This window comes from Marinococcus luteus, from assembly GCF_034497705.1.
Taxonomy (GTDB): Bacteria; Bacillota; Bacilli; order Bacillales; family Marinococcaceae; genus Marinococcus; species Marinococcus luteus_A.
In genome coordinates this window covers 1-25,563 of sequence record NZ_JAXRUV010000002.1, presented here as the reverse complement: position 1 = coordinate 25,563, position 25,563 = coordinate 1, and the positions used below count along the sequence as shown (strand labels likewise).

23 protein-coding genes and 1 tRNA gene are annotated in these 25,563 nt (G+C 48.9%); all 24 read left to right on the top strand.

The window, feature by feature from the left end:
• Window positions 1–107: 107 nt before the first annotated feature.
• The 24 genes from Q9M42_RS04150 to lysS all read left to right on the top strand — a co-directional run bounded on the left by Q9M42_RS04150 (window position 108) and on the right by lysS (window position 25,233).
• Entirely contained in the window at window positions 108–776 is a 669-nt protein-coding gene (locus Q9M42_RS04150) for a 50S ribosomal protein L25/general stress protein Ctc (RefSeq protein WP_322525278.1), read from the top strand.
• Between the two features lie 233 nt (window positions 777–1,009).
• Window positions 1,010–1,564 carry an aminoacyl-tRNA hydrolase gene (pth, locus tag Q9M42_RS04145; RefSeq protein WP_322525277.1) on the top strand — a complete coding sequence of 185 codons (555 nt, stop codon included), beginning with the start codon at window positions 1,010–1,012 and terminating at the stop codon, window positions 1,562–1,564.
• A gap of 82 nt (window positions 1,565–1,646) precedes the next feature.
• Window positions 1,647–5,186 (top strand): transcription-repair coupling factor, encoded by a 3,540-nt coding sequence (gene mfd / locus Q9M42_RS04140; protein ID WP_322525276.1) that lies wholly within the window; start codon window positions 1,647–1,649, stop codon window positions 5,184–5,186.
• Window positions 5,187–5,211: 25 nt separating this feature from the next.
• A complete protein-coding gene (locus tag Q9M42_RS04135) occupies window positions 5,212–6,774 on the top strand; it encodes an oligosaccharide flippase family protein (RefSeq protein ID WP_322525275.1) in 1,563 nt (520 codons plus the stop codon).
• Complete coding sequence (gene mazG / locus Q9M42_RS04130; RefSeq protein ID WP_322525274.1) at window positions 6,774–8,258, top strand: nucleoside triphosphate pyrophosphohydrolase; 1,485 nt, start codon at window positions 6,774–6,776, stop codon at window positions 8,256–8,258. Before Q9M42_RS04135 ends, mazG begins: the two co-directional genes overlap by 1 nt.
• A 2-nt stretch (window positions 8,259–8,260) precedes the next feature.
• Entirely contained in the window at window positions 8,261–8,515 is a 255-nt protein-coding gene (locus Q9M42_RS04125; protein ID WP_322525273.1) for an RNA-binding S4 domain-containing protein, read from the top strand.
• Between the two features lie 221 nt (window positions 8,516–8,736).
• Window positions 8,737–9,129: an FtsB family cell division protein gene (locus Q9M42_RS04120; RefSeq protein ID WP_322525272.1), complete on the top strand. Its 393-nt coding sequence runs from the start codon at window positions 8,737–8,739 to the stop codon at window positions 9,127–9,129.
• Window positions 9,130–9,258: 129 nt separating this feature from the next.
• Window positions 9,259–9,696, top strand: coding sequence for a S1 domain-containing RNA-binding protein (locus Q9M42_RS04115; protein ID WP_322525271.1), 438 nt, complete (start codon window positions 9,259–9,261; stop codon window positions 9,694–9,696).
• Between the two features lie 147 nt (window positions 9,697–9,843).
• A tRNA-Met gene (locus Q9M42_RS04110) sits at window positions 9,844–9,920 on the top strand.
• A gap of 166 nt (window positions 9,921–10,086) precedes the next feature.
• A complete protein-coding gene (locus Q9M42_RS04105; RefSeq protein WP_322525270.1) occupies window positions 10,087–10,848 on the top strand; it encodes a threonine/serine exporter family protein in 762 nt (253 codons plus the stop codon).
• A 24-nt stretch (window positions 10,849–10,872) separates the two neighbouring features.
• The gene (locus Q9M42_RS04100; RefSeq protein ID WP_322525269.1) at window positions 10,873–11,325 is read left to right on the top strand and encodes a threonine/serine exporter family protein; all 453 of its coding nucleotides are present in this window, start codon (window positions 10,873–10,875) and stop codon (window positions 11,323–11,325) included.
• A complete protein-coding gene (gene tilS / locus Q9M42_RS04095) occupies window positions 11,309–12,667 on the top strand; it encodes a tRNA lysidine(34) synthetase TilS (RefSeq protein ID WP_322525268.1) in 1,359 nt (452 codons plus the stop codon). Before Q9M42_RS04100 ends, tilS begins: the two co-directional genes overlap by 17 nt.
• Window positions 12,668–12,897: 230 nt before the next feature.
• Window positions 12,898–13,440, top strand: a complete 543-nt coding sequence (gene hpt, locus Q9M42_RS04090) for a hypoxanthine phosphoribosyltransferase (RefSeq protein ID WP_322525627.1) — start codon at window positions 12,898–12,900, stop codon at window positions 13,438–13,440.
• Window positions 13,441–13,507: 67 nt separating this feature from the next.
• Window positions 13,508–15,544 (top strand): ATP-dependent zinc metalloprotease FtsH, encoded by a 2,037-nt coding sequence (gene ftsH / locus Q9M42_RS04085; protein WP_322525267.1) that lies wholly within the window; start codon window positions 13,508–13,510, stop codon window positions 15,542–15,544.
• A gap of 212 nt (window positions 15,545–15,756) precedes the next feature.
• Complete coding sequence (hslO, locus tag Q9M42_RS04080; protein WP_322525266.1) at window positions 15,757–16,650, top strand: Hsp33 family molecular chaperone HslO; 894 nt, start codon at window positions 15,757–15,759, stop codon at window positions 16,648–16,650.
• A gap of 109 nt (window positions 16,651–16,759) precedes the next feature.
• Window positions 16,760–17,692: a cysteine synthase A gene (gene cysK / locus Q9M42_RS04075; protein WP_322525265.1), complete on the top strand. Its 933-nt coding sequence runs from the start codon at window positions 16,760–16,762 to the stop codon at window positions 17,690–17,692.
• Window positions 17,693–17,926: 234 nt separating this feature from the next.
• Window positions 17,927–19,390, top strand: coding sequence for an anthranilate synthase component I family protein (locus tag Q9M42_RS04070; RefSeq protein ID WP_322525264.1), 1,464 nt, complete (start codon window positions 17,927–17,929; stop codon window positions 19,388–19,390).
• Between the two features lie 27 nt (window positions 19,391–19,417).
• Window positions 19,418–20,005 (top strand): aminodeoxychorismate/anthranilate synthase component II, encoded by a 588-nt coding sequence (pabA, locus tag Q9M42_RS04065; RefSeq protein WP_322525263.1) that lies wholly within the window; start codon window positions 19,418–19,420, stop codon window positions 20,003–20,005.
• Window positions 20,006–20,007: 2 nt separating this feature from the next.
• Window positions 20,008–20,844: an aminodeoxychorismate lyase gene (pabC, locus tag Q9M42_RS04060; RefSeq protein ID WP_440972307.1), complete on the top strand. Its 837-nt coding sequence runs from the start codon at window positions 20,008–20,010 to the stop codon at window positions 20,842–20,844.
• A 27-nt stretch (window positions 20,845–20,871) separates the two neighbouring features.
• Window positions 20,872–21,714: a dihydropteroate synthase gene (gene folP / locus Q9M42_RS04055; protein ID WP_322525262.1), complete on the top strand. Its 843-nt coding sequence runs from the start codon at window positions 20,872–20,874 to the stop codon at window positions 21,712–21,714.
• Window positions 21,707–22,069: a dihydroneopterin aldolase gene (gene folB, locus Q9M42_RS04050; RefSeq protein ID WP_322525261.1), complete on the top strand. Its 363-nt coding sequence runs from the start codon at window positions 21,707–21,709 to the stop codon at window positions 22,067–22,069. Before folP ends, folB begins: the two co-directional genes overlap by 8 nt.
• Window positions 22,069–22,584: a 2-amino-4-hydroxy-6-hydroxymethyldihydropteridine diphosphokinase gene (gene folK / locus Q9M42_RS04045; RefSeq protein WP_322525260.1), complete on the top strand. Its 516-nt coding sequence runs from the start codon at window positions 22,069–22,071 to the stop codon at window positions 22,582–22,584. Before folB ends, folK begins: the two co-directional genes overlap by 1 nt.
• Window positions 22,585–22,616: 32 nt before the next feature.
• A complete protein-coding gene (gene dusB / locus Q9M42_RS04040; RefSeq protein ID WP_322525259.1) occupies window positions 22,617–23,606 on the top strand; it encodes a tRNA dihydrouridine synthase DusB in 990 nt (329 codons plus the stop codon).
• Window positions 23,607–23,730: 124 nt separating this feature from the next.
• The gene (gene lysS / locus Q9M42_RS04035; protein WP_322525258.1) at window positions 23,731–25,233 is read left to right on the top strand and encodes a lysine--tRNA ligase; all 1,503 of its coding nucleotides are present in this window, start codon (window positions 23,731–23,733) and stop codon (window positions 25,231–25,233) included.
• Window positions 25,234–25,563 lie beyond the last annotated feature (330 nt).

The following is a 25,563-nucleotide window of genomic DNA, read 5'->3' as shown; positions in this document are numbered from 1 at the left end:
TTTGAATAAGCCATTGATTTTTGATGTGGATTCTGGTATAATTCTGTCTCAAGTGGGCAAAATTACGCGAACACGTGAAAATAAAATTTAATTATGAGGTGAATACCATGGCTACGCAGTTAACTGCAGCTCGTCGTCCTGAAACAAAACAGTCAGTGACGAAAAAACTCCGCAGAGAGGGCACGATTCCAGCCGTTATTTATGGCAAAAAAACGGAAAGCCAGCCTATCTCTGTTGACAATGTTACATTCCTAAAAACGATCCGTGAAGCCGGGAAGAACGGTATCATTGATCTGACTATTGAAGGCGAAAGCAAAAAGCACCAAGTTATCGTGCATGATATGCAGGTTGACTCCATCAAGGATTACTTTATCCATGTTGACTTCTTTGAAGTAGACATGACTTCCGAAATGGAAGCAGACGTTGCTGTACACCTCGAAGGCGAAGCGCCAGGGGAAAAAGACGGCGGCGTTGTCTCCCACATGATGTTCAATATTACTGTCAGCGCACTGCCTGCTGAAATTCCTGACAGCATCAGCGTGGACATTTCGACATTGAATGTCGGCGACTCGATCCAGGTAGCAGATCTTCCAGAAGGTTTGAACTACACGATTACGAGCGAGCCGGAAGAAACGATTGTTACTGTTCTTGTACCGGAAGAAGAGCCGGAAGAGCCAGGCGAAGAAGAAGCAGCAGAGCCTGAGCTTGTAGACGCGGATGAAGAATCCGAAGAAGGCGATTCTGAAGAAGGCAGCAATGACAACAACAATTCATAATCTCTGCACCAAAGCTGACGGAGGGCGTGCTGCCTTCCGTCATAAATAAAGATCGCAGGCGACTCTGTTTTACAGGCGCCCTGCGATCTTTATTTATGCTATGCTGTTAAGCTGAAATATCTTAAAATAAGACAAGCGCTTTAATCGTTTTAAACGTCAAGAAGCAGTTTTTTTAGTACAATATGAAGAAGCAGCCTGAACATTATACGTACGAGGCAGAGCGGGGGACCAGCATGAAATTTATTGTCGGGTTAGGCAACCCGGGGAAAAAATATAAAAAGACACGCCATAACGTCGGATTTGAAGCTGTTGAAGAGCTCGCTTCCATGTGGCAGCTGTCATGGAAAAAGAGCAAGTGGAGGAGCGAAACTGCTGAAACAATGGCAGGGGGCGAAAAAGTGGTACTGGTAAAGCCTTTGACTTATATGAATCTTTCGGGAGAAGCGGTAGGCCCGATGCTTGATTTTTATAAAGCGTCCCCGGAAGACGTTTTAGTTGTGTATGATGACCTGGATCTCGCTCCGGGCACGGTCCGCCTGCGTAAAAAAGGCGGTCATGGCGGCCATAATGGCATACGCTCGTTGATTGAACATCTGGGTACAAAGGAATTCAAGCGGCTCCGCATTGGCATTGGAAAGCCGGAGAAGGCGTCTGTGATCGACTATGTTCTTGGCACCTTTCCACCGGAAGAGAGAAAGCATATGGATGAGGCAGTCAAAAAGGCCGCGGCCTCGGCGGAAGCATGGGGCAGTAAATCATTTGATGAAGTGATGAATGAGTTTAATTAATAAAACGGGGTGGGACTGCAAGGTTCCGCTCCCCTTTTGCGTGATAAAAAAAAGAGATCGCCATAAACAGGGAGGAACGAGCATGAAGGGTTTACCATCGATATTAGCCTCCAACCCGGAGATCAGCGCAGTTATCAGCGACCTCCAAAACGGGGTTCCGGAGCAACTGATTTCAGGGCTCAGCGGCTCGGCAAGAACGTTATTTATGACGCTTGCCCAGGAGAAGACGCAAAAGCCTCAGCTGGTAGTAACGCATACGTTGTATCAGGCGCAGAAGCTGTACGATGATTTGTTGGAATGGTCAGATAAGGACGTATTAATTTATCCAGTCAATGAGCTTATTTCTGCTGAAATTGCGGTCGCGAGCCCGGAAATGAGGTCGCAGCGGATTGAAGTGCTCGACCGTCTGGTCAGAGGCTTTGACGGAATTATTGTGAGCCCGGTGGCCGGGCTGCGCCGTCTGCTGCCTCCGCCGGCTGTCTGGGAAGCAGCCCAGTGGCCGTTGCATAACGGGGACGATCTTGACCTGGATGCGTTCCAGCAATTTCTCTATGCGTCCGGCTATCAGCGGGCCGATATGGTGGCGGCTCCCGGAGAATTCAGCATCCGCGGCGGTATTATCGACATTTATTCGCTTACGGCGGACAATCCGGTGCGCCTGGAGCTGTTTGATACAGAAATTGATTCTCTTCGTTTGTTTAATCCGGAGGACCAGCGGACAATTGAACAGATTACTAAAGTGAATATCAGTCCTGCCCAGGAGACAATTCTTTATCCGGAACAGTTTCAGCGAGCAGCCTCGCAGCTTGAGGATGGCCTGGGCAAAACACTGAAAACGGTCAAGGACGAGACTGTGAAACAGAAGGTGCAGGAGCGCCTGTCGGAAGAGCGGGAGCAGCTGCTGCAGCACGTGCGTTTTCAAAGCCTGTACAAATATATGCAGTTTTTCTATGAACAGCCGGCTACCCTGAGCAATTATTTTTCCTCGGAAACGGTCTTTTTTATCGATGAAGTAAGCCGGGTACAGGAAACAGCGGAACGCCTGGATGAAGAAGAGGCAGAATGGCGGACAAACATGGTGGAGCAGGGAGAACTGCCGGTAGAGATGCAGCTTTCGGTGCCGTTCCCTACGCTTATGAAAAACATCGATTTTCCGAAAGTGCTTTTTTCTTTATTCACCCGAAGTTTATCCGAGTTTCACCCGCGCCGGGTGGCGAACGTCACGAGCAAGGCGATGCAGCAGTTCCACGGTCAGCTGCCGGTGCTGAAAAATGAGATTGAACGCTGGCAGAACGGCGGATTTCGTATTGTTTTTGCCGCTGAGACCAGGGACCGGCTCGAACGGCTGCAGAGAATTCTCGATGATTACGGAGTAGAAGCAGAGCGGACAGACAAGGACGGACCGTTTACGCCAGGACGTCCTGCTATCGTGCAGGGGCGGCTCGACAGCGGATTTGAACTGCCGCTTGAGAAGCTGGCCGTCATTACGGAGCAGGAGACGTTTACAAAGCAGGTACGCCGTTCAAGACGCCGGGAAAAGCTGAACAATGCCGAACGCATTAAAAGCTATTCGGAGCTGCAGGTGGGAGACCTGGTGGTTCACGTGAACCACGGCATCGGAAAATACCTGGGAATGGAAACCCTGGACGTTGGAGGAGTGCACCAGGACTTCCTAAATGTCTCCTATGCGGGCAACGACAAACTGTATGTACCGGTCGAACAGATTGACCAGGTTCAAAAGTATGTGGGGTCAGAAGAAAAGGATCCGAAAATCTATAAACTCGGCGGCAATGACTGGAAGCGTGTAAAACGCAAAGTACAGTCCTCTGTTGAAGACATTGCCGACGACCTGATCAAGCTGTATGCAGAACGAGAGGCTACAAAAGGGCACGCCTTTAACCGGTATGCGATGGAAGAGCAGGCGTTTGCTGCTACGTTCCCTTACCAGGAAACGGAGGACCAAATAAAAGCAATTGAAGAAATCCGTGAAGACATGGAGTGCGAACGTCCGATGGACCGCCTGTTGTGCGGGGATGTCGGCTATGGAAAAACAGAGGTGGCAATACGGGCGGCGTTCAAGGCAGTAATGGACGGCAAGCAGGTGGCCATTTTGGTGCCGACAACGATTTTGGCCCAGCAGCATTTTGATACACTCACAGAGCGTTTTGCCGACCAGCCGATCAACATCGGCTTAATGAGCCGCTTCCGGACGAAAAAACAGCAGAACGAAACGACCCGGGGACTGAAAGCAGGAAGCGTCGATATTGTGATCGGCACGCACCGTGTGCTTTCTAAGGACGTACAGTTTCATGATTTAGGTCTGCTGATTGTCGACGAAGAACAGCGGTTTGGAGTTACTCATAAAGAAAAAATCAAACGGCTTAAGGCAAACATTGACGTGTTAACGCTGACGGCGACGCCGATTCCAAGAACGCTGCATATGTCGATGCTCGGTGTTCGTGATCTTTCAGTTATTGAGACCCCGCCGGAAAATCGTTTTCCGGTACAGACGTATGTGATGGAATACAACCCGACGCTCGTTAAAGAAGCCATAGAACGTGAAATCAGCCGTGGCGGGCAGGTTTATTTTATGCATAACCGGGTGGATAATATCAGCCGGATGGCTGACCAGATTTCGATGCTTGTCCCGGAAGCGGAGGTCGCTTACGCTCACGGACAGATGAATGAGCAGGAGCTTGAATCGGTCATGGTGGAGTTTTTAGAGGGCAACAAAGACGTACTGGTCACAACAACGATTATAGAAACGGGAGTCGATATCCCGAACGTGAATACGCTAATTATTAACAATGCTGACCGGATGGGACTTTCCCAGCTGTATCAAATCCGCGGCCGGGTCGGCAGGTCCAACCGCGTAGCGTATTCGTATTTCACGTACCAGCGCGACAAAGTGCTTTCTGAGGTGGCGGAAAAGCGGCTGCAGGCGATCAAGGAATTTACGGAGCTCGGCTCGGGCTTTAAGATCGCCATGAGAGATCTCTCCATCCGCGGCACGGGTAATCTGCTCGGTGCAGAGCAGCACGGCTACATTGAATCCGTGGGATTTGATTTGTACTCGCAGATGCTTAAAGAAGCTATTGAAGAACGTAAGGGAGATAAGCCGAAGCAGCAGGAGCCGGAGATGGACATGAATATGAAAGCAGATGCCTACATCCCTGACTTTTATATTGACGACTCCAAGCAGAAAATAGAGATGTATAAACGCTTCCGGGGGCTTGAGACACTTGAGGATATGGAGGATCTGCAGAGTGAAATGATAGACCGCTTCGGGGAATATCCGGTGGAAGTGGAAAAGCTGTTTATTCTCAGTAATATTCGCCTGCGCGCGGAAGCTTCCGGCGTGGAGTCGGTTTCCCAGGAAGCTAACAAAACCATTATTCTGGTGGGAGAAGAAGCAAGCAGTGAAGCAGACGGCGCTTCGCTGTTCGGACTTGTAAATGATCTGGGACGTCATATAGGTATCGGAACCAGCGGGAAAAAGATTCAGATATCAGTGCAGCACCAGCGGCTCGAAGAAATGAAAATTCTCACTTCTGTGCAGGCAGTCGTAAAAGGGGTACAGGAAGCAAAAAAAGAGCCGGAAGAAACAACGTCCCCGAAATAGAGCGGGCGGATAGAAGGGACCGAAGATGACAAATGACAGACGCTTTTTCGCCCGTTTAATAAAAAGTGTTTCCCTGCTTACAGCAGCTGCTCTGATAGGAAAAGTATTCAGCGCTGTGTACCGGATTCCATACCAGAATATGACTGGAGATATTGGGTATTACGTTTACCAGCAGGTGTACCCGTTTTACGGTATAGCGATGATTCTTGCTCTTTACGGCTTTCCGGCTGTGCTGGCCGGGGAAATGCTACAGCAGAAAAAAGCATCCGACCGTTTCGAAACGATGAAAGCGGCTGGAGTGGTGCTGATATCTGCGGCAGTATCGGCCTTTGCGCTTCTGTTTCTTTTTTCGCCTGTGGTGGCTGGAGCCATGGGAGACGAGCAGCTTACGCCGGTACTACGTATGACTTCATTCGTCTTTCTCCTCGTGCCTGTGCTTTCGCTTGGACGCGGATATTACCAGAGCAGAGGGAAAATGGAGGCGACAGCTTTATCGCATGTAGTGGAGCAGGTGTGCCGGGTAATCTTTATTTTGTTGTTTGCCTGGGCAGCAGTATCGGCCGGGCAGGGGGTATATAACATAGGTGCCGGAGCTATGGGGGCGTCCATAGCAGGCGCCAGCGCCGGGGCTTTGATTCTGCTGCTTCTCTGGTGGTTTCAGCATCGTCGCAAACCACTGCCTTTTCGTTTTCGGGGAGCCGGAAAAGAGTATAAAATAATGGTGAAAAAACTGCTTATCCCAGGAGTGATCGCCTGTCTCGGTGCAATGGTATTTTTATTTTATCAATGGATTGATGCGTTTACTGTAGTCCCCGGTCTTGAGGCTTACGGTGTGTCCGGGCAGGATGCAAAAGAAACGAAGGGTGTTCTGGACCGGGCACAGCCGCTTCTACAGTTCGGCACGGTAGTATCTACGGCGCTCGCAGCAGCTGTACTTCCTTCGCTGCGCGGACAGGAAGGAGCTTTCCTCGGTGGGCTTGCTCTTCGGATCAGTCTGGTTATCGGTGGAGCAGCGGCTGTAGGCCTTTATACAGTAGCTGACTTTGTGAATGTGATGCTGTTTGAAAACAGCAGGGGCACAGAGCTTATGGCTGTGCTCGCTATTTCACTTCTGTTTAGCGGGTGGATTGTAACTGCGAACGCGATTTTCCAGGGTGGAGGCTATGTCCGGACAGCTGCCGGATTAATAGTGGCCGGAGGAGTCATAAAGCTCGTCGGAAATATAGTGCTTATTCCGGCCTTTGGCGCAGCTGGGGCAGCTGCGGCAACGATCGGCGGCCTTGCCGTTACGAGCCTTCTGCAGGGAGTGCTTCTGCAGAAGTATCGGCTGATTTCCTGGCCTCCCCCCAGGTGGTGCGTCTGCTGGGTAACTCTTTTAGTCCTGCTTGGCGCTGGACTGTGGGTGCTGCAGCTGCCTGCCGGCAGCGTAGATGTACGGACGGCAGCTGGCATGTGGGCTCTTGGCCTGGCCGGGGCCGGCGTGGCACTGTGCCTTGCTCTTATCAAAGGCTTAAAACTTTTCGAACGCCAGGAGTGGAACATATTTTCCGCAGGTGGAAATAAGAATGAAAAAAGGGGGACTTCCTAATGAATAATGCCGACATGCGACCAGTTATTACCGTTTTAGGGCTCGGCGCAGGAGATGCCGGGCAGCTCCCCCTGGACGTTTACCGTCGTCTCCGCGCAGCTTCCTCTCTGTATTTACGTACCAGAGAGCATCCGGTAGTCAGAGAGCTTCAGGAAGAGCTGCCGGCGCATAAAACCTTTGACCGGGTCTACGAACAGACAGATTCGTTTGAAGAGGCATACGGATTAATGACAGAAGAGCTGCTTACGGCTTCTAAAGCCTCCGGGGAAATTTGCTACGCAGTCCCGGGTCATCCGCTAGTGGCAGAAATGGTGGTGCAGCAGCTACTTGAAGCGGAAAAGGCCGAAAAATGCCGGGTGGATATCGTGGGCGGCCAAAGCTTTTTAGACCCCGTTTTTGCAGCCCTGCGGCTGGATCCGAGTGAAGGCTTTCAGCTGCTGGACGCGACGGCGCTGAAAAGAGAAGACGTGCAAGTATCCACTCATCTGCTGCTTACCCAGGTATACGATCGTATGACAGCTTCAGAGGTGAAGCTGACGCTGATGGATCTGTATCCGGAAGAGCACATAGTGCACATGATTTCCGGAGCGGGCTCCGGGGAAGAACGGCTTCAGGAGCTGCCGCTGTACGAGCTTGACCGCGAAGACTTTGTCGATAATCTAATGTCCGTTTATGTGCCGCCGCTGCCGTTTTCGGCCCGCTTTGGAAACTGGAACAAATTGCGCAGCATCATCGCCTCTCTCCGGGCTCCGGACGGGTGCCCGTGGGACGGGAAACAAACGCACCAATCGCTGAAAAAATACCTGCTCGAAGAAACCTATGAAGTATTAAGTGCCATCGATGCTGAAGACGACGACAACCTGCAGGAAGAGCTGGGAGACATTTTGCTTCAGGTGATGCTTCATGCTCAAATTGGGGAAGAAGAAGGCTTTTTCACTATTGATGATGTGGTGGAATCAGTAACGGAAAAAATGATCCGCCGGCATCCGCATGTGTTTGCAGAGTCAGCGGCGGCTACCCCGGAAGAAGTGAATACGCAGTGGGAACAGATTAAAAAAGCTGAAAAAAGCAAAGATGGCGAAGAAGATTCTGTACTGGCGGATATTCCCGAGGCAATGCCGGCACTTATGAGAGCCTATGAGATTCAGAAAAAGGCAGCAAAGGCCGGTTTTGACTGGGGCGATGACGCTCCGATGTGGGACAAGCTCCATGAAGAAATAGACGAATGGAAAGCGGAGCTTCGGGCAGAAAACGAACAAAACAGCTCAAAGGAATTTGGGGATATTTTATTTGTGCTCGTTAATCTTGCCCGGTTCTTTCGGGTGCACCCGGAAGAAGCGCTTGAACAGACGAACCAGAAATTTTTCCGTCGTTTTGCCTACATTGAACGGAAAATGAATGAAGAAAACCGGCACTGGAAGGAAGATAACTTTCTGCAGACAGCGGAAGCATGGTGGCAGGAAGCGAAGAAGGAGGAACGATAACGGTGAGAATAGATAAGTTTTTAAAGGTGTCCCGGCTGATTAAGCGGAGAACTCTTGCAAAGGAAGTAGCTGCCCAGGGACGCATTACGGTAAACGGTAATCAGGCGAAGGCCGGAACGGAAGTAAAGCCTGGCGATGAAATCATCGTACGTTTTGCTTCGAACACATTAAAGTTAAGAGTGGAAGCCATTAAGGATACAACGAAAAAAGATGAAGCAGAATCGATGTATACACTGATGGAAGAAGAAAGTAAATAATACGAACGGCCGTTCCTTTTTGGGACGGCTTTATTATTTAGTATGGAAGAAAACCTGCGAAAACAGAAAAAATAAAGCGAAAAACTGTAATAAAGAGGAAAAACCGTGTTGAAACTCTTTCGCTGCTCCGTTATGATTAACATAACTAAAATCGTAAACGGTTTATAAAGCGCTTGTTTTACAACAAAGCTTGCAGAGACAAGTGAAGGAGGAGCTCTTGATTGATTGAGGAAAAGAAAAAAGTAACAAACATTCATAGACCGCACTCCCACCAGCAGACACAGACAGACGCCCGTAAAGAAGCCTCAGTACAGAAGCAGCGCCGTGGATTGAAAAAAAGAATGACTGCTTTAACTGTTGTCACTGCCCTTGTTGTCATATTAATGGGAATTACTTTGTTCTCACAGTGGCAGACCATTTCGGCCAACAATGAGGAGCAGCACCAGATGGAAGAGCAGATGGCGAACCTTGAGGATAAAGAAGCGGATCTAAATCAGCAGGTGGAGGATTACAACGACCTTGATTACATAGCGGAAGTCGCCCGTGAAGAATATTATTTAACTAAAGAAGGGGAAACGCTTTATAAACTTCCGGAAAGCGATTCATCTAATTGACATTGTTTTTTGGCTTCGAGTATAATTACTTGGACACAGAGAAATTGAAAACGTGAGGCGTTTCTCTTTCTTTTGCACTAATCTCTTTTTATATTTCATATAGGATCCATAAGGAGGAGCATTTTTTAGATGGCAATTGAAGTGGGCAGCAAGATACAGGGCAAGGTTACCGGCATTACGAAGTTTGGAGCTTTTGTAGAAGTGGAGCCGGGAAAAACAGGTCTCGTTCACATTAGTGAAGTCGCGGATAAATACGTGGAAAACATCAGTGATTTTCTGTCCGTCGGGGATGAAGTGACAGTAAAGGTGATGAAGGTAGAGGATGATGGAAAAATCGGACTCTCTATCCGTAAGGCGCAGGACCGTCCTCAGGAAGAACGCCCGAAAAGCAGCGGCAGTGGCCGCCCAAAAAGCGGGGGAGACCGGCCGCGTGGAGGGTCGAAGCCTCCGCAGCAGCGTCCGGCAAGCTTTGAAGACAAAATGAGCAGCTTCATGAAAGACAGTGAAGAACGCCTGGCCACTATCCGTAAGCAAACTGAAAAACGAGGAAAAAAATCCCGCAAGTAATGCCGAAAGCTTCCAACCCTGGAGAGAGCCTGCCAGCGCACGGCAGGCTCTCTTTGTTTGGGGAAATGCTTCAGCAGAAATTAATTTCATAGCGCATATTGACTTTTAATACAAAAACAATTTATAATCGTGAATGTCGCAATAAATGGCGGCGTAGCTCAGCTGGCTAGAGCGTACGGTTCATACCCGTAAGGTCGGGGGTTCGATCCCCTCCGCCGCTACCAAATTATAATTTGAATGCTTCCACTGCCAATCGGGCAGTGGTTTTATTTTGTTCCAGGTAATTAAAGCGGTTTCACTGCTGAAAACTACTTTTGTTCCGCTGGCGAGTATTCTATACTTTAAGCGAAAGCACATTTACATATTAATTGAGGAAGGGCGGGGAGGCACGTGGAAAAAGCAGATGACATTATGGCCATGTGTCTGCATGCCGGACAGCTTATGCTCCGCTACGGTTCAGAAACGTTCCGAATAGAGGACACAATGCGGAGAATGGGCCGGGCTGCCGGAATGGAGCAGGTAAATACATTTGTGACGACAACAGCTATCTTTTTGTCGTTTAAATCACCTGTAGACCAGCGTGATCATATACAAATGCTCCGAATTGAGGAGCGTTACCAGGATTTAAGCAAGGTGACCTCCGTCAACCAGCTGTCGAGGGAATACGTGAGCGGTCTTCTTACTTCAAGGGAAGTAAAGAAGCAGTTAAAAGAAATCGAAGAATCACCGATGAATTATCCTGTATGGTTCATTTACCTGGCTTCCGGTATTGGCGGGGGCGCTTTTTCTTATTTGATCGGCTCGAGCATTATGGATATGCTGCCAGCCGCGCTTGGCGGACTCGTGACAGCAGTTGCGCTCGTACGCTACCAAATGAGGCTGAAAGTGAAGTTTTTTTCGGAGTTTCTGGCATCATTCACGGGTGCTTTAATAGCCATGCTGATGGTGCAGATGGGACTTGTAATGAATACCAACCAGGTAATTATCGGAACGATTATTCCTCTTGTGCCAGGCGTGCCGCTGACGAACGCGGTACGGGATTTAATGTCGGGAGATCTGGTGGCAGGAGTAGCCAGGGGCGCCGAAGCGGCTGTCTCAAGCATGTCTATAGCAGGAGGTGTGGCAGTCGCACTCACAATTTTTTTCGTATAGACTGAGGAAAAGAGGGAAATAACGATGGCGATGTTTGCATTAGAGCTGGGCCTTTGTTTTGTCGCGACGATCGCTTTTGCGATTATTTTTAATATTCCGCTCCGGCTCGTCTGGTGGGGCGGGTTTATCGGTGTAGGCACGTGGGCGATTTATTCACTGATGCCGGTTTTAGGCCTGTCGCTCGTTTTTTCGGCGGCGGTGGCTGCTTTTTTTGCTTCGTTTGTCAGCCAATGGTTTGCCCGTTTTATGAAAGTCCCGGTAACAACCTTCAGTCTCCCGGGAATTATTCCACTGATCCCCGGCAGCAGGGCGTATGAAACGATGCTCGCATTCGTACAGGAACGGTATTTATACGGACTGGAGCAGGGCGTGGAAACAGTGCTGCAGGCCATTGCAATTGCGGCCGGTCTTGTGTTTGCGTTTTCGGTATTTTCTGTTGGCAAAGGAGTGGGCCAGCGTTATGAAACGCATCGTTGAAGAATGGATCACGAGATGGGAAATGATACCGCCGGGAGCGAAAGTACTCGCAGCGGTATCCGGCGGTCCGGATTCCATGGCAGCTGCATCCATCCTGAAAAGCTTACAGAGTAAATATGAATTTACCTTGGGAATCGCTCATGTAAACCACGGCTTCCGGCCGGAAGCATCGAAATCAGAGGCGCGGATGGTGCGTGCTTGGGCGGAGCATCAGCAGCTGCCTTTTTTTTCGGCGGCAATGTTTATGAAAGAAGCTCCTGAAGAAAAGGCGACACAGGCAGCGGCACGGGAAAAAAGGTACGATTTCTTTTTCCGCACTATGGAACATTTTGGCTACAGCGTGCTAATGACCGGCCACCATGCAGATGATCAGCTTGAAACGATGATCATGCAGGCAGCTTCGGGCCGGTCGCTTCTCGGCGAAGAAGGAATTGCCCCGAAACGTATAATGAACGGTTTTGAGGTTGCGCGTCCTCTGCTTGGTGTGAAAAAAACAGAAATTCTGCTCTATTGCAAAGAGTACGGCATACCTTACGTGGAGGATGAAAGCAATGCTACGGACGATTACAGGCGCAACCGGGTGCGCCGCCATGTCATTCCGGCGCTGACAGATGAATTTCCTTTAGTGCATCAGCACATGCAGGAAAAATATGAATGGCAGAAAGAACAGCAAAACTATATGACCAGCGAGGCACGGGCTTCTCTTGACTTTTACGGAGAAAAGCTGGACCTTAATGATGCAGCTGTAAGAATGGATCTTTTTCATGAAACCTCTCTTGCTTTACAAAGGGAAACGGTTTCGCTACTATTAAATTATTATTTTTCTACAGAAGAAACAGGCATTTCGGCTTCTTTGGTGGATTCCTGTATCAGTCTGGCTTCTGCCGACGGTGCCTCAGGAGAGCTTCATTTACCCGGGGGGATACTGGTCCGCAAATCTTACGATAGGCTGGAATTCTTACGCAGGAAAAAATCCGGCCCTTCTTTTCCTGAACCGATCCGTATTTCTGACTACGGTAACTACAAATACGGCCCCGGGGTCGTCAGGGTGAGTCGTGACCGTCCGGAGGATGCGGATTGGTGGGTGGCTGTGCCGGAAAGAATTCTTTCGTTCCCGATATACGTAAGACCCCCGCGCGCAGGGGACCGAATACATATACCAGGCATGAAGGAAGCGAAAAAAATTCATCGTCTGTTTATAGACGAGAAAGTTCCAAAGCATGAACGTGCCCACTGGCCCGTATTTACAGATGAAAAAGGGACCATTTTATGGCTTCCCGGCCTGCGTGCCTCCTTTCGCTATGAAAAAGAATCGGCCTACTTCGTATGGAAAAAGAACTGAGAAGGCACATGAAATAAGAAGTGACAATTTCGGAAAATTTGTTGTGCAGGGAAGCAAATTCCCTTTATACGTGCTATGATTGAAAATGGACCATTTTTAACAATGGCAGCTTATAACATGGTTGTAATGCTTCTGTTTTGTGACTATAGTTTTATAAAATAAAACAGTGGCTGTGAAAATTCAGCCCGGATGAAAGAATGAAATTCGCTTGGGAGGGTAAAGACATTCAGATGCACGACGAAATACAGGATATATTAATCTCGGAAGAAGAGCTGCAGACAAAAATTAAAGAACTGGGCGCAACGCTTACGGAAGAATATGACGGGCGTTTTCCTTTAGTGATAGGAGTTTTAAAAGGAGCACTTCCTTTTATGGCTGATATTGTCAAACGTATGAGCATTCATCTTGAAATGGATTTTATGGACGTTTCAAGTTACGCCGGAGGCACGGTTTCCACTGGGGAAGTTAAAATTATCAAAGACCTGGATACCACGGTTTACGACAGAGACATCGTAATTCTTGAAGATATTATCGACAGCGGGCGCACGCTTAAATACTTAATCAGCCTCCTGCAGACCCGGGGAGCAAAGTCGTTAAAAGTGGTAACGCTCCTGGATAAGCCGGAGGGACGGGTAGTGGACCTTACCGCAGACCTGGTTGGCTTTACTGTGCCGGATGAATTTGTCGTGGGCTACGGTCTGGATTACGCAGAAAGATACCGGAACCTGCCGTATATTGGTGTGTTAAAGCCCGAGATTTATCGAGGCGGATGATTAGGAACAGACAAGTGAATATGATACTATTATTGCAGCTTTCGATGTATGCAGGAGGAGGTCAGGAATGAACCGAATTTTTCGTAACACTGTGTTTTGGCTTTTTTTATTCCTGGTTATTATAGGGATTATCAGCTTTGCCCAAAACGATGGTGGAGATACAAATACAATCAGCAGTACAGAGTTCAATGAACGTCTTAGTGAGAACGAATTTGCTACTATTACGCTTCAGCCCGAGGGCGGAGTTTACAATGTAACAGCTGCGACCAGTGAGAATACTGAAAATGCGGAAACATACGAGTCGTATATTCCGATGACAGATGAATCAACACAGGAGCTGCAGACCGCGCAGGGGCCAAACGGCAACGCTGTCGAATTTGATACAGAGCCTGAAGAGGAAACAAGCGGCTGGGTTACCTTCCTTACGACGATGATTCCATTCATCATTATCTTCCTTTTATTCTTCTTCCTGCTCAGCCAGTCCCAGGGCGGCGGCAGCAAGATGATGAACTTTGGCAAAAGTAAGGCGAAGATGTACCAGGAAGACAAAAAGAAGGTGCGTTTTAAAGACGTAGCCGGTGCGGAGGAAGAAAAGCAGGAGCTTGTAGAAGTCGTAGACTTTCTGAAAGACGCCCGTAAGTTCTCCAACATCGGTGCCCGTATTCCAAAAGGCGTACTTCTTGTCGGTCCTCCGGGTACAGGTAAGACGCTGATCGCCCAGGCGGTTGCCGGAGAAGCAGACGTACCGTTCTTTTCCATCAGTGGTTCAGACTTCGTGGAAATGTTTGTCGGTGTCGGTGCTTCCCGTGTACGTGACCTTTTTGAAAACGCGAAGAAAAATTCACCATGTATTATTTTCATTGACGAGATTGACGCAGTAGGACGCCAGCGTGGTGCCGGTGTCGGCGGCGGCCACGACGAACGTGAGCAGACGCTGAACCAGCTTCTGGTTGAAATGGACGGCTTTGCCGGCAATGAAGGTATCATTATCATTGCAGCGACCAACCGTGCCGACGTACTGGACCCTGCGCTTCTCCGTCCAGGACGTTTTGACCGTCAGATTCTTATCGGCCGTCCGGATGTAAACGGCCGGGAGGAAATCCTTCAGGTGCATGCGCGCAACAAGCCGCTTGCAGAAGACGTTAACTTCCGGGCCATTGCCCAGCGCACGCCTGGTTTTACCGGGGCGGATCTCGAAAACCTTCTGAATGAAGCGGCGCTTGTGGCAGCCCGTGCTGATATGCAGAAAATCAGAATGACGCATGTGGAAGAAGCGATTGACCGCGTTATTGCCGGTCCTTCGAAAAAATCACGCGTTATTTCAGAAAAAGAACGCAACATCGTGGCTCACCACGAAGCAGGCCACACAGTGGTTGGTATGAAGCTTGAAAACGCGGATATGGTGCACAAGGTAACCATCGTTCCGCGCGGCCAGGCCGGCGGTTATGCAATGATGCTTCCGAAGGAAGATCGTTACTTTATGACCAAGCCGGAGCTTCTCGATAAAATTGTCGGCCTGTTAGGCGGCCGTGTGGCGGAGGAAGTTATGTTTAACGAAGTGAGCACAGGTGCTCATAATGACTTCCAGCGTGCGACAGATATCGCCCGCCGCATGGTTACCGAATACGGTATGAGTGAAAAGCTCGGCCCGCTGCAGTTTGGTTCAAGCGGCGGAGGCCAGGTATTTCTAGGCCGTGACATGCAGAACGAACAAAATTACAGTGACGCTATCGCGCACGAAATTGATAATGAGATGCAAAGAATCATTATGGAATCGTACGAACGCTGTAAACAGATTCTTACGCAGTACAAAGACCGGCTTGAGCTTGTAGCCCAAAGTCTTCTGGAGCTGGAAACGCTGGATGCAGAGCAGATCCGTTCTCTTGTTGAAGACGGCAAGCTTCCGGATGATCACTATTCGAATAAATCGGATGAAGAGATGGGTGCTACGAAAAGCGAAGAACAAAAGCGTGAAGAGGAACAGGCTGACCACGTCCTAAAAGACGACAGCGGTGAATCTTCTTCGGAGGAGACCTCCTCGGAAGAAACGACAACTTCTTCGGACTCGGGCTCCGGCAGTGACGATACCAACCGTCGCGACTAGTATAAAAAAGGGTGCCTTTACACGGGCATCCTTTTTTATATGATGAAAAGGAGCGGATGTTTTTCTCCGCACGTTCTGCGGTATATCATAAACAGAAAGCATGCGAGCGGATTAGTTGTTTTTCGATTGGTTTTGTACAATACTATGTATCAGGTTTTCAAAGATAATATAATGATATAGAGAGCAAGAGTGGAAAGGAAGGAATTAAATCAATGAAGGATTATTTAGTAAAAGCAACAGCGTTTAACCATCAGGTTCGTGCTTACGCCGTACACACGACAGAAATGGTGGATGAGGCGGTCAGACGCCATCAGGCATGGCCGACGGCTTCGGCGGCTTTAGGCCGGGCGATGACAGCGGGTTCCATGATGGGAGCGATGCTTAAAGGCGACGATAAACTGACCATTAAAATTGAAGGGCATGGGCCGATGGGTCCAATTATTGTCGACAGCAACTCTTCGGGTGATACGAGAGGCTATGCCCACAACCTGCAGGTTCACTTCGATTTGAACGACAGTGGTAAATTGGACGTAGCCCGTGCCGTCGGTACAGAAGGCACACTATCGGTCGTTAAAGATCTTGGCATGCGGGATATGTTTACCGGCAACGTCCCGATTGTCTCCGGGGAACTCGGGGACGATTTCACGTATTACTTTGCGAATTCCGAGCAGCTGCCTTCGTCTGTTGGTCTCGGAGTGCTCGTAAATCCGGATAACTCTGTGAAAGCAGCAGGCGGTTTTATTATTCAGGTGCTTCCAGATGCAGAGGAAGAATATGTAGCGCACCTTGAGCAGCAGATACAGCAGATGCCGCCGGTGTCCAAGCTGATTGAACATGGCAAAACCCCGGAGGAAATTCTTCATATTATCCTCGGTGAAGAAGTGAACGTGCTCGATACGCAGCCAGTTCAATTTTCCTGCCAGTGCTCCAAGGAACGGGTGGAAAACGCGATCATTTCTCTTGGCACCGACGAACTCCAGGATATGATTGAAAAGGACGGGGGAGCCGAGACAACGTGTCACTTTTGTAACGAGGTCTATCACCTGGACGTGGACGATCTGGAGCGTTTGAAAGAGCGCACCTCCGAAATTGAAAACCGCTCCTAGATTATTTATGCGCCTTTTGATCTACAGATTGACAGAAGTTGACCAAATTGATACGATTAAATTATAATAAAACCAATAAATTTACTTGGTGTTTGAAGGAGGAGCATGAATGAAGGCTGCAAATAACGTTACAGAACTCATTGGAAATACTCCCGTAGTAAAACTAAACCGTTTAACCGGGGAAAACGATGCAGATGTTTATTTGAAACTTGAGTATATGAATCCAGGAAGCAGCGTTAAAGACCGTATTGGTCTTGCGATGATCGAAGCTGCTGAACGGGATGGCCGTTTAAAAGAAGGGGATACAATCGTTGAACCAACAAGCGGTAACACAGGCATCGGCCTTGCGATGGTAGCTGCTGCCAAAGGCTACCCGGCGGTGTTGGTAATGCCGGAAACAATGAGCATGGAGCGTCGCAATCTTCTTCGTGCATACGGCGCGGAACTGGTGCTTACACCAGGACCTGACGGCATGGGTGGCGCGATTTCTAAAGCGAATGAGCTTGCTGAAGAAAAAGGCTACTTTATGCCGCAGCAGTTTGAAAACGAAGCGAACCCGAAAATTCACCGTGAAACGACCGGCCGTGAGCTGTTGGAGCAGATTGACGGCCCGATTGATTCCTTCGTTTCCGGCATCGGCACCGGTGGCACGATTTCTGGTGCAGGCGGCCTTTTGAAGGAGCACTATCCGGAGATGCGTATCGTTGGTATTGAGCCGGCAGATTCCCCGATTTTAAACGGCGGAAATAAGGGGCCTCATAAAATCCAGGGCATTGGTGCCGGCTTTGTACCAGGCACGCTGGACACAGAGGTTTATGATGAAGTAGCGGAAGTAACGACGGAGCAGTCGTTTGAATATGCCCGCCGTGCTGCCCGCGAGGAAGGCATTTTGGGCGGTATTTCTTCCGGATCGGCTATTTATGTTGCATTACAGGAAGCGAAAAAGCTCGGCAAAGGCAAAAAAGTTGTGGCTGTTATTCCTAGTAACGGGGAACGTTACTTGAGCACGCCTCTTTATCAGTTTGAAGATACTGTAGACTGACATAAAAAACGTTTAAAAGTCCGTACCCTCAAAAAGGGACGGGCTTTTTTTATGGAAAAATATTTTTGATGATGCGCTTTAGTTTATTTGGAGTGAATGGGAACGAAAAAGGGTAATGAAGCAAACGCAGCGTTCTGATTGTTTTTTTATAAAAAATTTCGTAGACTTGGAAGAAATGTAAAGAGAATTTTCTGTAAAAAGAGAGAATTGGATGAAACCGGGGGCATACACATAATGGATGAGCGACTGGCCCGAGGGCCTCAAGCAGGAGAATCTTATACACAGACTACGACGTCGTTTTTTCAGACGAATGACGAGTTTTTTCAGGCGTTCGACTTTCTTGCCAGGGAAGAACCTTACCATGTGCTGCTTGAAAGCGGACGTCAGGGCGAACTCGATATCGCTGGCCTCTGCCCCTTTGCGGTAGTGGAAGGGAAAAATGGAGAGACGAGCCTTCATAGACATGAAAGTACTGAAATGCATGCAGGAGATCCGCTTGAAGCATTGGCAAAATGGATGGAGCCGTACAATCTTCCAGGGGAGCCGGCTCTGCCTCCGTTCCAGGGGGGAGCGGTAGGCCAGATAAGCTACGACTATGTACGTTATATTGAACATCTGCCGGAGCTCGCGGTTGATGACCTGAGGATGCCAGATGCGTATTTTCTACTGTATGACCTGTTTTTCATTCACGATAAAAAAACCGGGAAAACGTGGGTATGGCATTTACATGCCGAAAAGGAAGAAGCCGTTGAATTCGTCGAGAAATGGAAAAAAGCGTGGATGGAGGCGGCAGAAAAGTCTGCGGGACAGGGGCGTTCAGAATCGAAGGGGGCTGTCTCTGTCGAAAAGTCGGTGCCCTCCTTTTCCGGGGAATTGTTCGGCGGGGCAGTAGAGCAGATTAAAGAGTATATTGCTGCGGGGGACGTATTCCAGGTGAATTTATCCACCCGCCAGACCCAGCTTTTGCATACCTCTGCCTTTCATATTTATCAAAAGCTGAGAGAGCTGAATCCTTCCCCCTATATGGGTTATATGCATACACCGGACTGGCAGACGGTCAGTGCCTCCCCAGAGCTTCTGGTTAAAAAACGGGGGGCGGAGGTCTCCACCCGCCCGATTGCCGGAACCCGTTCGAGAGGAAAAAACGAACAGGAGGATATGGCGCTTGAACAGGAGCTGATGGGCACAGAAAAAGAGCGGGCCGAGCATGTCATGCTCGTCGATCTTGAAAGAAATGACCTGGGCCGTGTCTGCCGCTATGGTTCGGTAAAAGTGGATGAATTAATGGCAGTGGAACGATATTCCCACGTGATGCATATCGTCTCCAATGTAAGAGGAATACTTGCTGAAACAGAGCAGGTATATGATATGATAAGGGCAGTGTTCCCCGGAGGGACGATCACCGGCGCGCCGAAAATACGGACGATGGAAATTATTGAAGAGCTCGAACCGGTACGCCGGGGTTTTTATACAGGAGCGTTCGGCTGGATCGGCTACAACAAGGATGCGGAGCTGAACATTTCCATCCGCACGATGCTTGCCAAGGACGGGTACGCCCATGTTCAGGCAGGGGCCGGGATCGTTATCGACTCTGATCCAAAAGCAGAATACAAAGAATCAATCAAAAAAGCCAAAGCGTTATGGGAAGCGAAAAGACAGAGCGAAGCAGAGGCCGGCATCACCCACGAGCAGAGCTGAGACTAGAATAGAAAGGAAGGTTTTCGCATGATTTTAATGATTGATAACTATGACTCGTTTACGTACAACCTCGTGCAGTACCTCGGAGAAATGGGAGAAGAACTCGAAGTGCGGCGCAACGACCAAATTACGGTGGAGGAGATTGCCCATTTGAATCCGGATATTCTGATGATTTCCCCGGGACCCTGCAGTCCGGATGAGGCGGGGATCAGCGTCGAAGCGATACGCCGCTTTGCCGGTGAAATCCCGATTTTTGGTGTCTGTCTCGGCCATCAGGCGATTGCGCAGGCCTTTGACGGCGATGTGGTACGGGCAGAGCGGCTGATGCACGGAAAGACATCGGCTATTCATCACGACGGTGTAAGTATTTATGCCGATCTTCCAAATCCATTGACGGCTACAAGATACCATTCGTTAATTGTGAAAAGAGAAACACTGCCGGACTGCTTTGACATCACCTCTGAAACGGAAGCCGGGGAGATTATGGGGATTCGCCACCGCACCCTTCCTGTGGAAGGTGTGCAGTTTCACCCCGAATCGATTATGACTGGTGAAGGGAAACAGATGCTCAAGCGCTTTGTGGACCGGCACCGGCAGTCAGAAGAGGTGCTGTAGCATTGTATGTGTATATAGACGGTGAGATCAAGAAGGCGGGCGAAGCTCGTCTTTCTGTTTTTGATCACGGTTTTATGTATGGGCTCGGCTTATTTGAGACGTTTCGGGTGTATAACGGCAACCCGTTTTTGCTGAATGCTCATATGGAAAGGCTTGAAGCCGCCGCAGAAGAGCTCGGCATTGTCTTCCGCTATGAACGCGAAACGGTCGAGGCAGAAATTCAGCAGCTGCTCGACGCCAATGGGCTGCAGAATGCCTACGTACGATATAACGTATCCGCAGGGCCCGGAGGTCTGGGGCTTCAAACGACTCCCTATCTTGAGCCGGTTATTGTTATTTACATGAAGCCGCTTCCGGCAGCGGGAGCGGAACCTATGCAAAAGGACGCTTTATGGCTTCAGCTGAGGCGGAATAGTCCGGAAGGACGGGAACGCATGAAGTCCCATCATTATATGAACAACTGGCTTGCCAAACAGGAAATAAAAGACCGGCCGGAGACAGAGGGCATTTTCGTTAACGGTGAAGGGTATGCCGCAGAAGGCATCGTGTCCAACATTTTCTGGCGGAAGAGAGATACTTTGTACACACCGGCAGTGGAGACAGGTATTTTAAACGGCATTACCCGTCAATTTGTGATACAGTTAGCACATGAAAATGACTACGCCGTGGAGGAAGGACACTTTCTCCCGCAGGATATAGAAGCAGCAGAAGAAATGTTTGTCACGAATTCTATTCAGGAAATTGCAGCAGTCCGTGCCCTTGGGGATTATTATTTTCCAAGCTATTCAGCGGCCCGGCTGCTGCACCGCCGCTACCAGAAAGAAAGAGAGAAAAAATAACAGCTGGCACGGCAGGGAGGAGAGAAAATGCGCAATCAGGTAATGCGATGGAAGAATTGGGAGCTTGATTTTTCCTTAAAAACGTTTGTCATGGGGATTTTAAATGTGACGCCGGATTCCTTTTCTGACGGAGGCCGGTACAGCGAGGTAGAGCAGGCTGTCGCGCAGGCAGAAAAACTGGTGGGGGACGGCGCGGATATTATCGATATCGGCGGGGAGTCTACACGCCCCGGGGCGGCATTTGTAGAAGCAGAAGAAGAGCAGCGTCGGATTGTTCCGGTGCTCGAAGCCCTGAGGGGCCGGATAGGCGTACCTATCAGCGTGGACACCTATAAAGCTTCCACTGCAGAGGCAGCTGTTAAAGCCGGGGCGGATATCATTAACGATGTATGGGGAGCGAAAGCAGATCCCGACATGGCCCGGGTAGCGGCTGAATACGACGTGCCAATAATTTTGATGCACAACCGGGATAATACTGAATACCAGGATTTGATGCCTGATATGATTCAGGATGTTTATGAAAGCATAGCCATTTGTGAGCAGGCCGGGGTCAAAGCAGACCGTATTATTCTGGATCCCGGCATCGGCTTTGCAAAGACCTATGAGCAGAATCTGGAAGCGATGCGGAAGATGGATCAGTTTACGTCGCTTTCGTACCCCGTACTCCTTGGCAGTTCCCGTAAATCGCTTATATCAAAAACGCTTGAGCTTCCTGCCGACGACCGGGTAGAAGGAACAGGCGCTACAATAAGCCTTGGTATCGAACGCGGATGCGATATTGTCCGTGTACATGACGTAAAAGAAATGACGCGCGTAGCCCGGATGATGGACGCTATGCTCGGAGTAAGAAAGGAGCATTCGGTTGGATAAAATTCATTTGCAGGGAATGGAGTTTTACGCTTATCACGGAGTGTTTGAGGAGGAAAACAGGCTCGGCCAGCGCTTTCGTGTCAATTTGGTGCTTGAAGCGGATCTGAAGCCGGCAGCGGCAGAGGACAACGTAGAAAAAAGCGTTAACTACGCCGAAGCATTTGAAGCAGTCAAAGAAGCCGTGGAAAACCAAACGTACCGGCTGGTGGAAACAATCGCCGAAACAATCGCCGACACAATATTTGCGCGTTTTGGAATCGTGGAGCAGCTTCATGTAAAAGTGATTAAACCGGATCCGCCAATCGCGGGACACTACGATCATGTTGCTATTGAAATGACGAGGGTTCGTCCATAATGCCCCAGGTTTTTATTGCACTGGGGTCAAACCTTGGAAAGCGGGAAGAGTATTTAAAGCGGGCTGTCCTGGCTATGCAGCAGAAAAAACAGATGCAGCTGACAAAGCTTTCACCGGTGTATGAAACCGCGCCGGTAGGGGTGACTGATCAGCCGCATTTTCTGAATATGGTTTCCGAATGGAGCACTGATTACGGGCCGGAAGAACTGCTGGAGGTGCTGCACGGAATTGAACATGAGCTTGAGCGCATACGTGAAGAGCGATGGGGACCGAGGACCGTGGACCTTGACATTCTTATCTATGATGAAGAAAATATGAACAAGGAGCATTTAATTATTCCGCATCCCCGGTTAACTGAGCGGGCCTTTGTGCTGGTGCCGTTTTTTGATATTGCTCCGGACCGTTTTGTTTACGAGGACAGAACGGTTCGTTGGTATGTAAAAAAGCTGCCGGAAAAGGAACGGGCTGATGTAGTATACTGGGGCGAGCTGTTAATAGAAAACGACGACGTGTGAAAAATAAAGACAACACATAGGAGGTTGCTGTGGTGTTAAAAATTCGTGACATAGAAATGAATAACCCGGTGGTGCTTGCTCCGATGGCAGGAGTCAGTAACCCTGCTTTCCGACTGATTGCGAAGGAATTTGGAGCAGGGCTTGTGTGCGCAGAAATGGTAAGCGACAAAGCAATCCTGCATGAAAATGAAAAATCGATGCGGATGCTCTACGTGGATGAAAGGGAAAAACCGCTCAGTCTTCAGATTTTCGGCGGGGACAAAGAAACGATGGCCGGGGCCGCTGAAGTAGTGGATCAGCATACCAATGCAGATATCATTGACATAAACATGGGGTGTCCTGTGCCGAAAATCACTAAGTGTGATGCAGGGGCCAAATGGCTGCTTGATCCGGATAAAATTTATCAAATGGTAAAAGCAGCTGTGAACGCAGTAGATAAGCCCGTAACGGTGAAAATGCGCATGGGCTGGGATGACGAGCATATACTGGCTGTGGAGAATGCCCAGGCGATTGAGGCAGCCGGCGGCGAAGGCGTAGCGGTACACGGGCGCACCCGGGTGCAGATGTATGAAGGCGTGGCGAACTGGGAAATACTTAAGGAAGTTAAAGACGCTGTGAACATCCCGGTAATTGGCAATGGAGATGTCTCTACCCCTCAGGACGCCCAGGCGATGCTTGATACGACTGGAGTGGACGGAGTCATGATCGGCCGTGCAGCTCTCGGGGACCCGTGGATGTTTTATCGGACGGTCCAGTATTTGGAGACTGGAAAGCTTGTAGAAGAAGAACCAACTCCAAAGGAAAAAATGGATGTGTGTATCGTGCATATGGACCGTTTGATAGAGTTGAAAGGTGAAGATGTGGCTGTGCGGGAAATGCGCAAGCACGTGGCCTGGTATCTAAAGGGTATGCACGGCGGCTCTAAAGTACGGGGCAAAGTAAATGAACTGAATACACGCGATGAAGTGGCGGAAACACTATATAATTTTGTCGGTTCTACGGAAGCTCCCAGTATGGCATAAGCATTTGCACGCAGAGCGGCTTCTTCCAGGGAAGCCGCTCTGTTTATGACTGCCGGCACAAAACTGGAAACAAAAGGTATTATATAGAAGGAAAAATTAAAAGCGATCTAAAGGGGAGACTACTATGAGCCAGGATCAAGAGCTGAACGACCAGTTCCGTGTACGGCGGGAAAAACGAGAAGCACTGATTAATGAAGGGAAAAACCCATTTGGAGAACGCTTCGCGCGTACGTATGATTCAAAAACCATGCACCGGGAGTTCGACGCCTTCTCTAAAGAGGAGCTGAGCGAAAAAAATACGGATATTACGATAGCAGGGCGCATGGTCACTAAGCGTGGAAAAGGAAAAGCAGGATTTGCCCATCTGCAGGATCTTGAAGGGCAGATTCAGATTTACGTACGGAAAGACGAAGTCGGTGACGAAGCATACGAAGGCTTTAAGGATATGGATATTGGAGACATTGTCGGGGTGCGAGGCCGTGCATTTAAAACAAATGTAGGGGAATTATCTGTGCGGGCCACAGAAGTAACGCTCTTAACAAAGGCTCTTCGCCCGCTGCCTGATAAATACCATGGACTTCAGGATATTGAACAGCGCTATCGCCAGCGTTATTTAGATCTTATTGCGAATCCGGAAGTGAAAGATACGTTTATCATGCGGAGTAAAATCATCCAGTCCATGAGAAATCATTTGAACCGTCAGGGATTTTTGGAAGTGGAAACACCGATGCTGCATACAATACCGGGTGGAGCGTCTGCGCGTCCGTTTGTTACTCATCATAATGCTCTGGACATGGAGCTGTACATTCGTATTGCGATTGAACTGCATTTAAAGCGTCTGATTGTCGGTGGCATGGAAAAAGTATATGAAATTGGCCGTGTTTTTCGGAATGAAGGTATTTCCACCCGCCATAACCCTGAATTTACTATGATGGAATTGTATGAAGCCTTCGGAGATTATGAAGATATTATGGACCTGACCGAAAGCTTGATCGTACAGATCGCGGAAGATGTACTGGAGAGCACGACCCTCCAATACGGAGACGAACAGATTGAACTTGGCAATCAGTGGAAAAGAATGCACATTGTAGACGCTGTCAAAGAAGAAACCGGAGTGGATTTCTGGCAGGAAATGAGTGACGAAGAAGCCAGAGCCTTGGCTAAAAAACATAATGTGCCTATTCGGGAAACGATGTCATTTGGTCATGTGGTTAACGAATTCTTTGAGCACTTTGTGGAAGAAAAATTAATTCAGCCTACATTTGTTTACGGTCATCCGCTCGCCATTTCTCCGCTTGCAAAGAAAAACGAAAAAGATCCCAGATTTACAGACCGCTTTGAATTGTTTATTGTAGGTCGTGAGCACGCTAACGCTTTTAGTGAGTTAAATGATCCTGTAGATCAGCGGGAGCGGTTTGAAAAACAGGTGGAAGAAAGAGAAGCTGGAGACGAAGAAGCTCATATGATGGACTACGATTATCTTGAAGCAATGGAGTACGGACTTCCTCCAACAGGAGGGCTCGGTATAGGTATTGACCGGCTGGTGATGCTGCTCACGGACTCTGCTTCTATCAGAGATGTGCTCTTGTTTCCGCAAATGCGCAGCCAGGCTTCCCACGAAGAGTAGACAGTTTTCTGCCGGCTTTCTGACCCGAAAGCCGGCATTTATATAAAAAATCAAAAGAAAATATAAAAATGGGTTGCGTACAAATAAGAAACGATGATATATTATTTTTTGTCGCCGTAAAGAGAGTGGCAGGCTGTTCAGACAGCTGAAAAAAAGTTATTGACTTAATAACACTCCGGTGTTAATATATAAAAGTCGCAAAAATAACGACAGATTGTTCTTTGAAAAGGAAAGACAAGCTAGAGCCCCAATCAAAAGCAACACATTTTTAGGGCATCTCTGATGCCACAGCATCAAACTTTTTACGGAGAGTTTGATCCTGGCTCAGGA

Excerpts from the sequence above, each read along its gene's own strand:
- ftsH (WP_322525267.1), top strand. The coding sequence starts at position 13,508 with ATGAACCGAATTTTTCGTAACACTGTGTTTTGGCTTTTTTTATTCCTG.
- hslO (WP_322525266.1), top strand. The coding sequence starts at position 15,757 with ATGAAGGATTATTTAGTAAAAGCAACAGCGTTTAACCATCAGGTTCGT.
- cysK (WP_322525265.1), top strand. The coding sequence starts at position 16,760 with ATGAAGGCTGCAAATAACGTTACAGAACTCATTGGAAATACTCCCGTA.
- mfd (WP_322525276.1), top strand. The coding sequence starts at position 1,647 with ATGAAGGGTTTACCATCGATATTAGCCTCCAACCCGGAGATCAGCGCA.
- Q9M42_RS04070 (WP_322525264.1), top strand. The coding sequence starts at position 17,927 with ATGGATGAGCGACTGGCCCGAGGGCCTCAAGCAGGAGAATCTTATACA.
- folK (WP_322525260.1), top strand. The coding sequence starts at position 22,069 with ATGCCCCAGGTTTTTATTGCACTGGGGTCAAACCTTGGAAAGCGGGAA.
- folP (WP_322525262.1), top strand. The coding sequence starts at position 20,872 with ATGCGCAATCAGGTAATGCGATGGAAGAATTGGGAGCTTGATTTTTCC.
- pth (WP_322525277.1), top strand. The coding sequence starts at position 1,010 with ATGAAATTTATTGTCGGGTTAGGCAACCCGGGGAAAAAATATAAAAAG.
- Q9M42_RS04150 (WP_322525278.1), top strand. The coding sequence starts at position 108 with ATGGCTACGCAGTTAACTGCAGCTCGTCGTCCTGAAACAAAACAGTCA.
- mazG (WP_322525274.1), top strand. The coding sequence starts at position 6,774 with ATGAATAATGCCGACATGCGACCAGTTATTACCGTTTTAGGGCTCGGC.
- tilS (WP_322525268.1), top strand. The coding sequence starts at position 11,309 with ATGAAACGCATCGTTGAAGAATGGATCACGAGATGGGAAATGATACCG.
- Q9M42_RS04100 (WP_322525269.1), top strand. The coding sequence starts at position 10,873 with ATGGCGATGTTTGCATTAGAGCTGGGCCTTTGTTTTGTCGCGACGATC.
- pabA (WP_322525263.1), top strand. The coding sequence starts at position 19,418 with ATGATTTTAATGATTGATAACTATGACTCGTTTACGTACAACCTCGTG.
- Q9M42_RS04135 (WP_322525275.1), top strand. The coding sequence starts at position 5,212 with ATGACAAATGACAGACGCTTTTTCGCCCGTTTAATAAAAAGTGTTTCC.
- hpt (WP_322525627.1), top strand. The coding sequence starts at position 12,898 with ATGCACGACGAAATACAGGATATATTAATCTCGGAAGAAGAGCTGCAG.
- lysS (WP_322525258.1), top strand. The coding sequence starts at position 23,731 with ATGAGCCAGGATCAAGAGCTGAACGACCAGTTCCGTGTACGGCGGGAA.
- Q9M42_RS04115 (WP_322525271.1), top strand. The coding sequence starts at position 9,259 with ATGGCAATTGAAGTGGGCAGCAAGATACAGGGCAAGGTTACCGGCATT.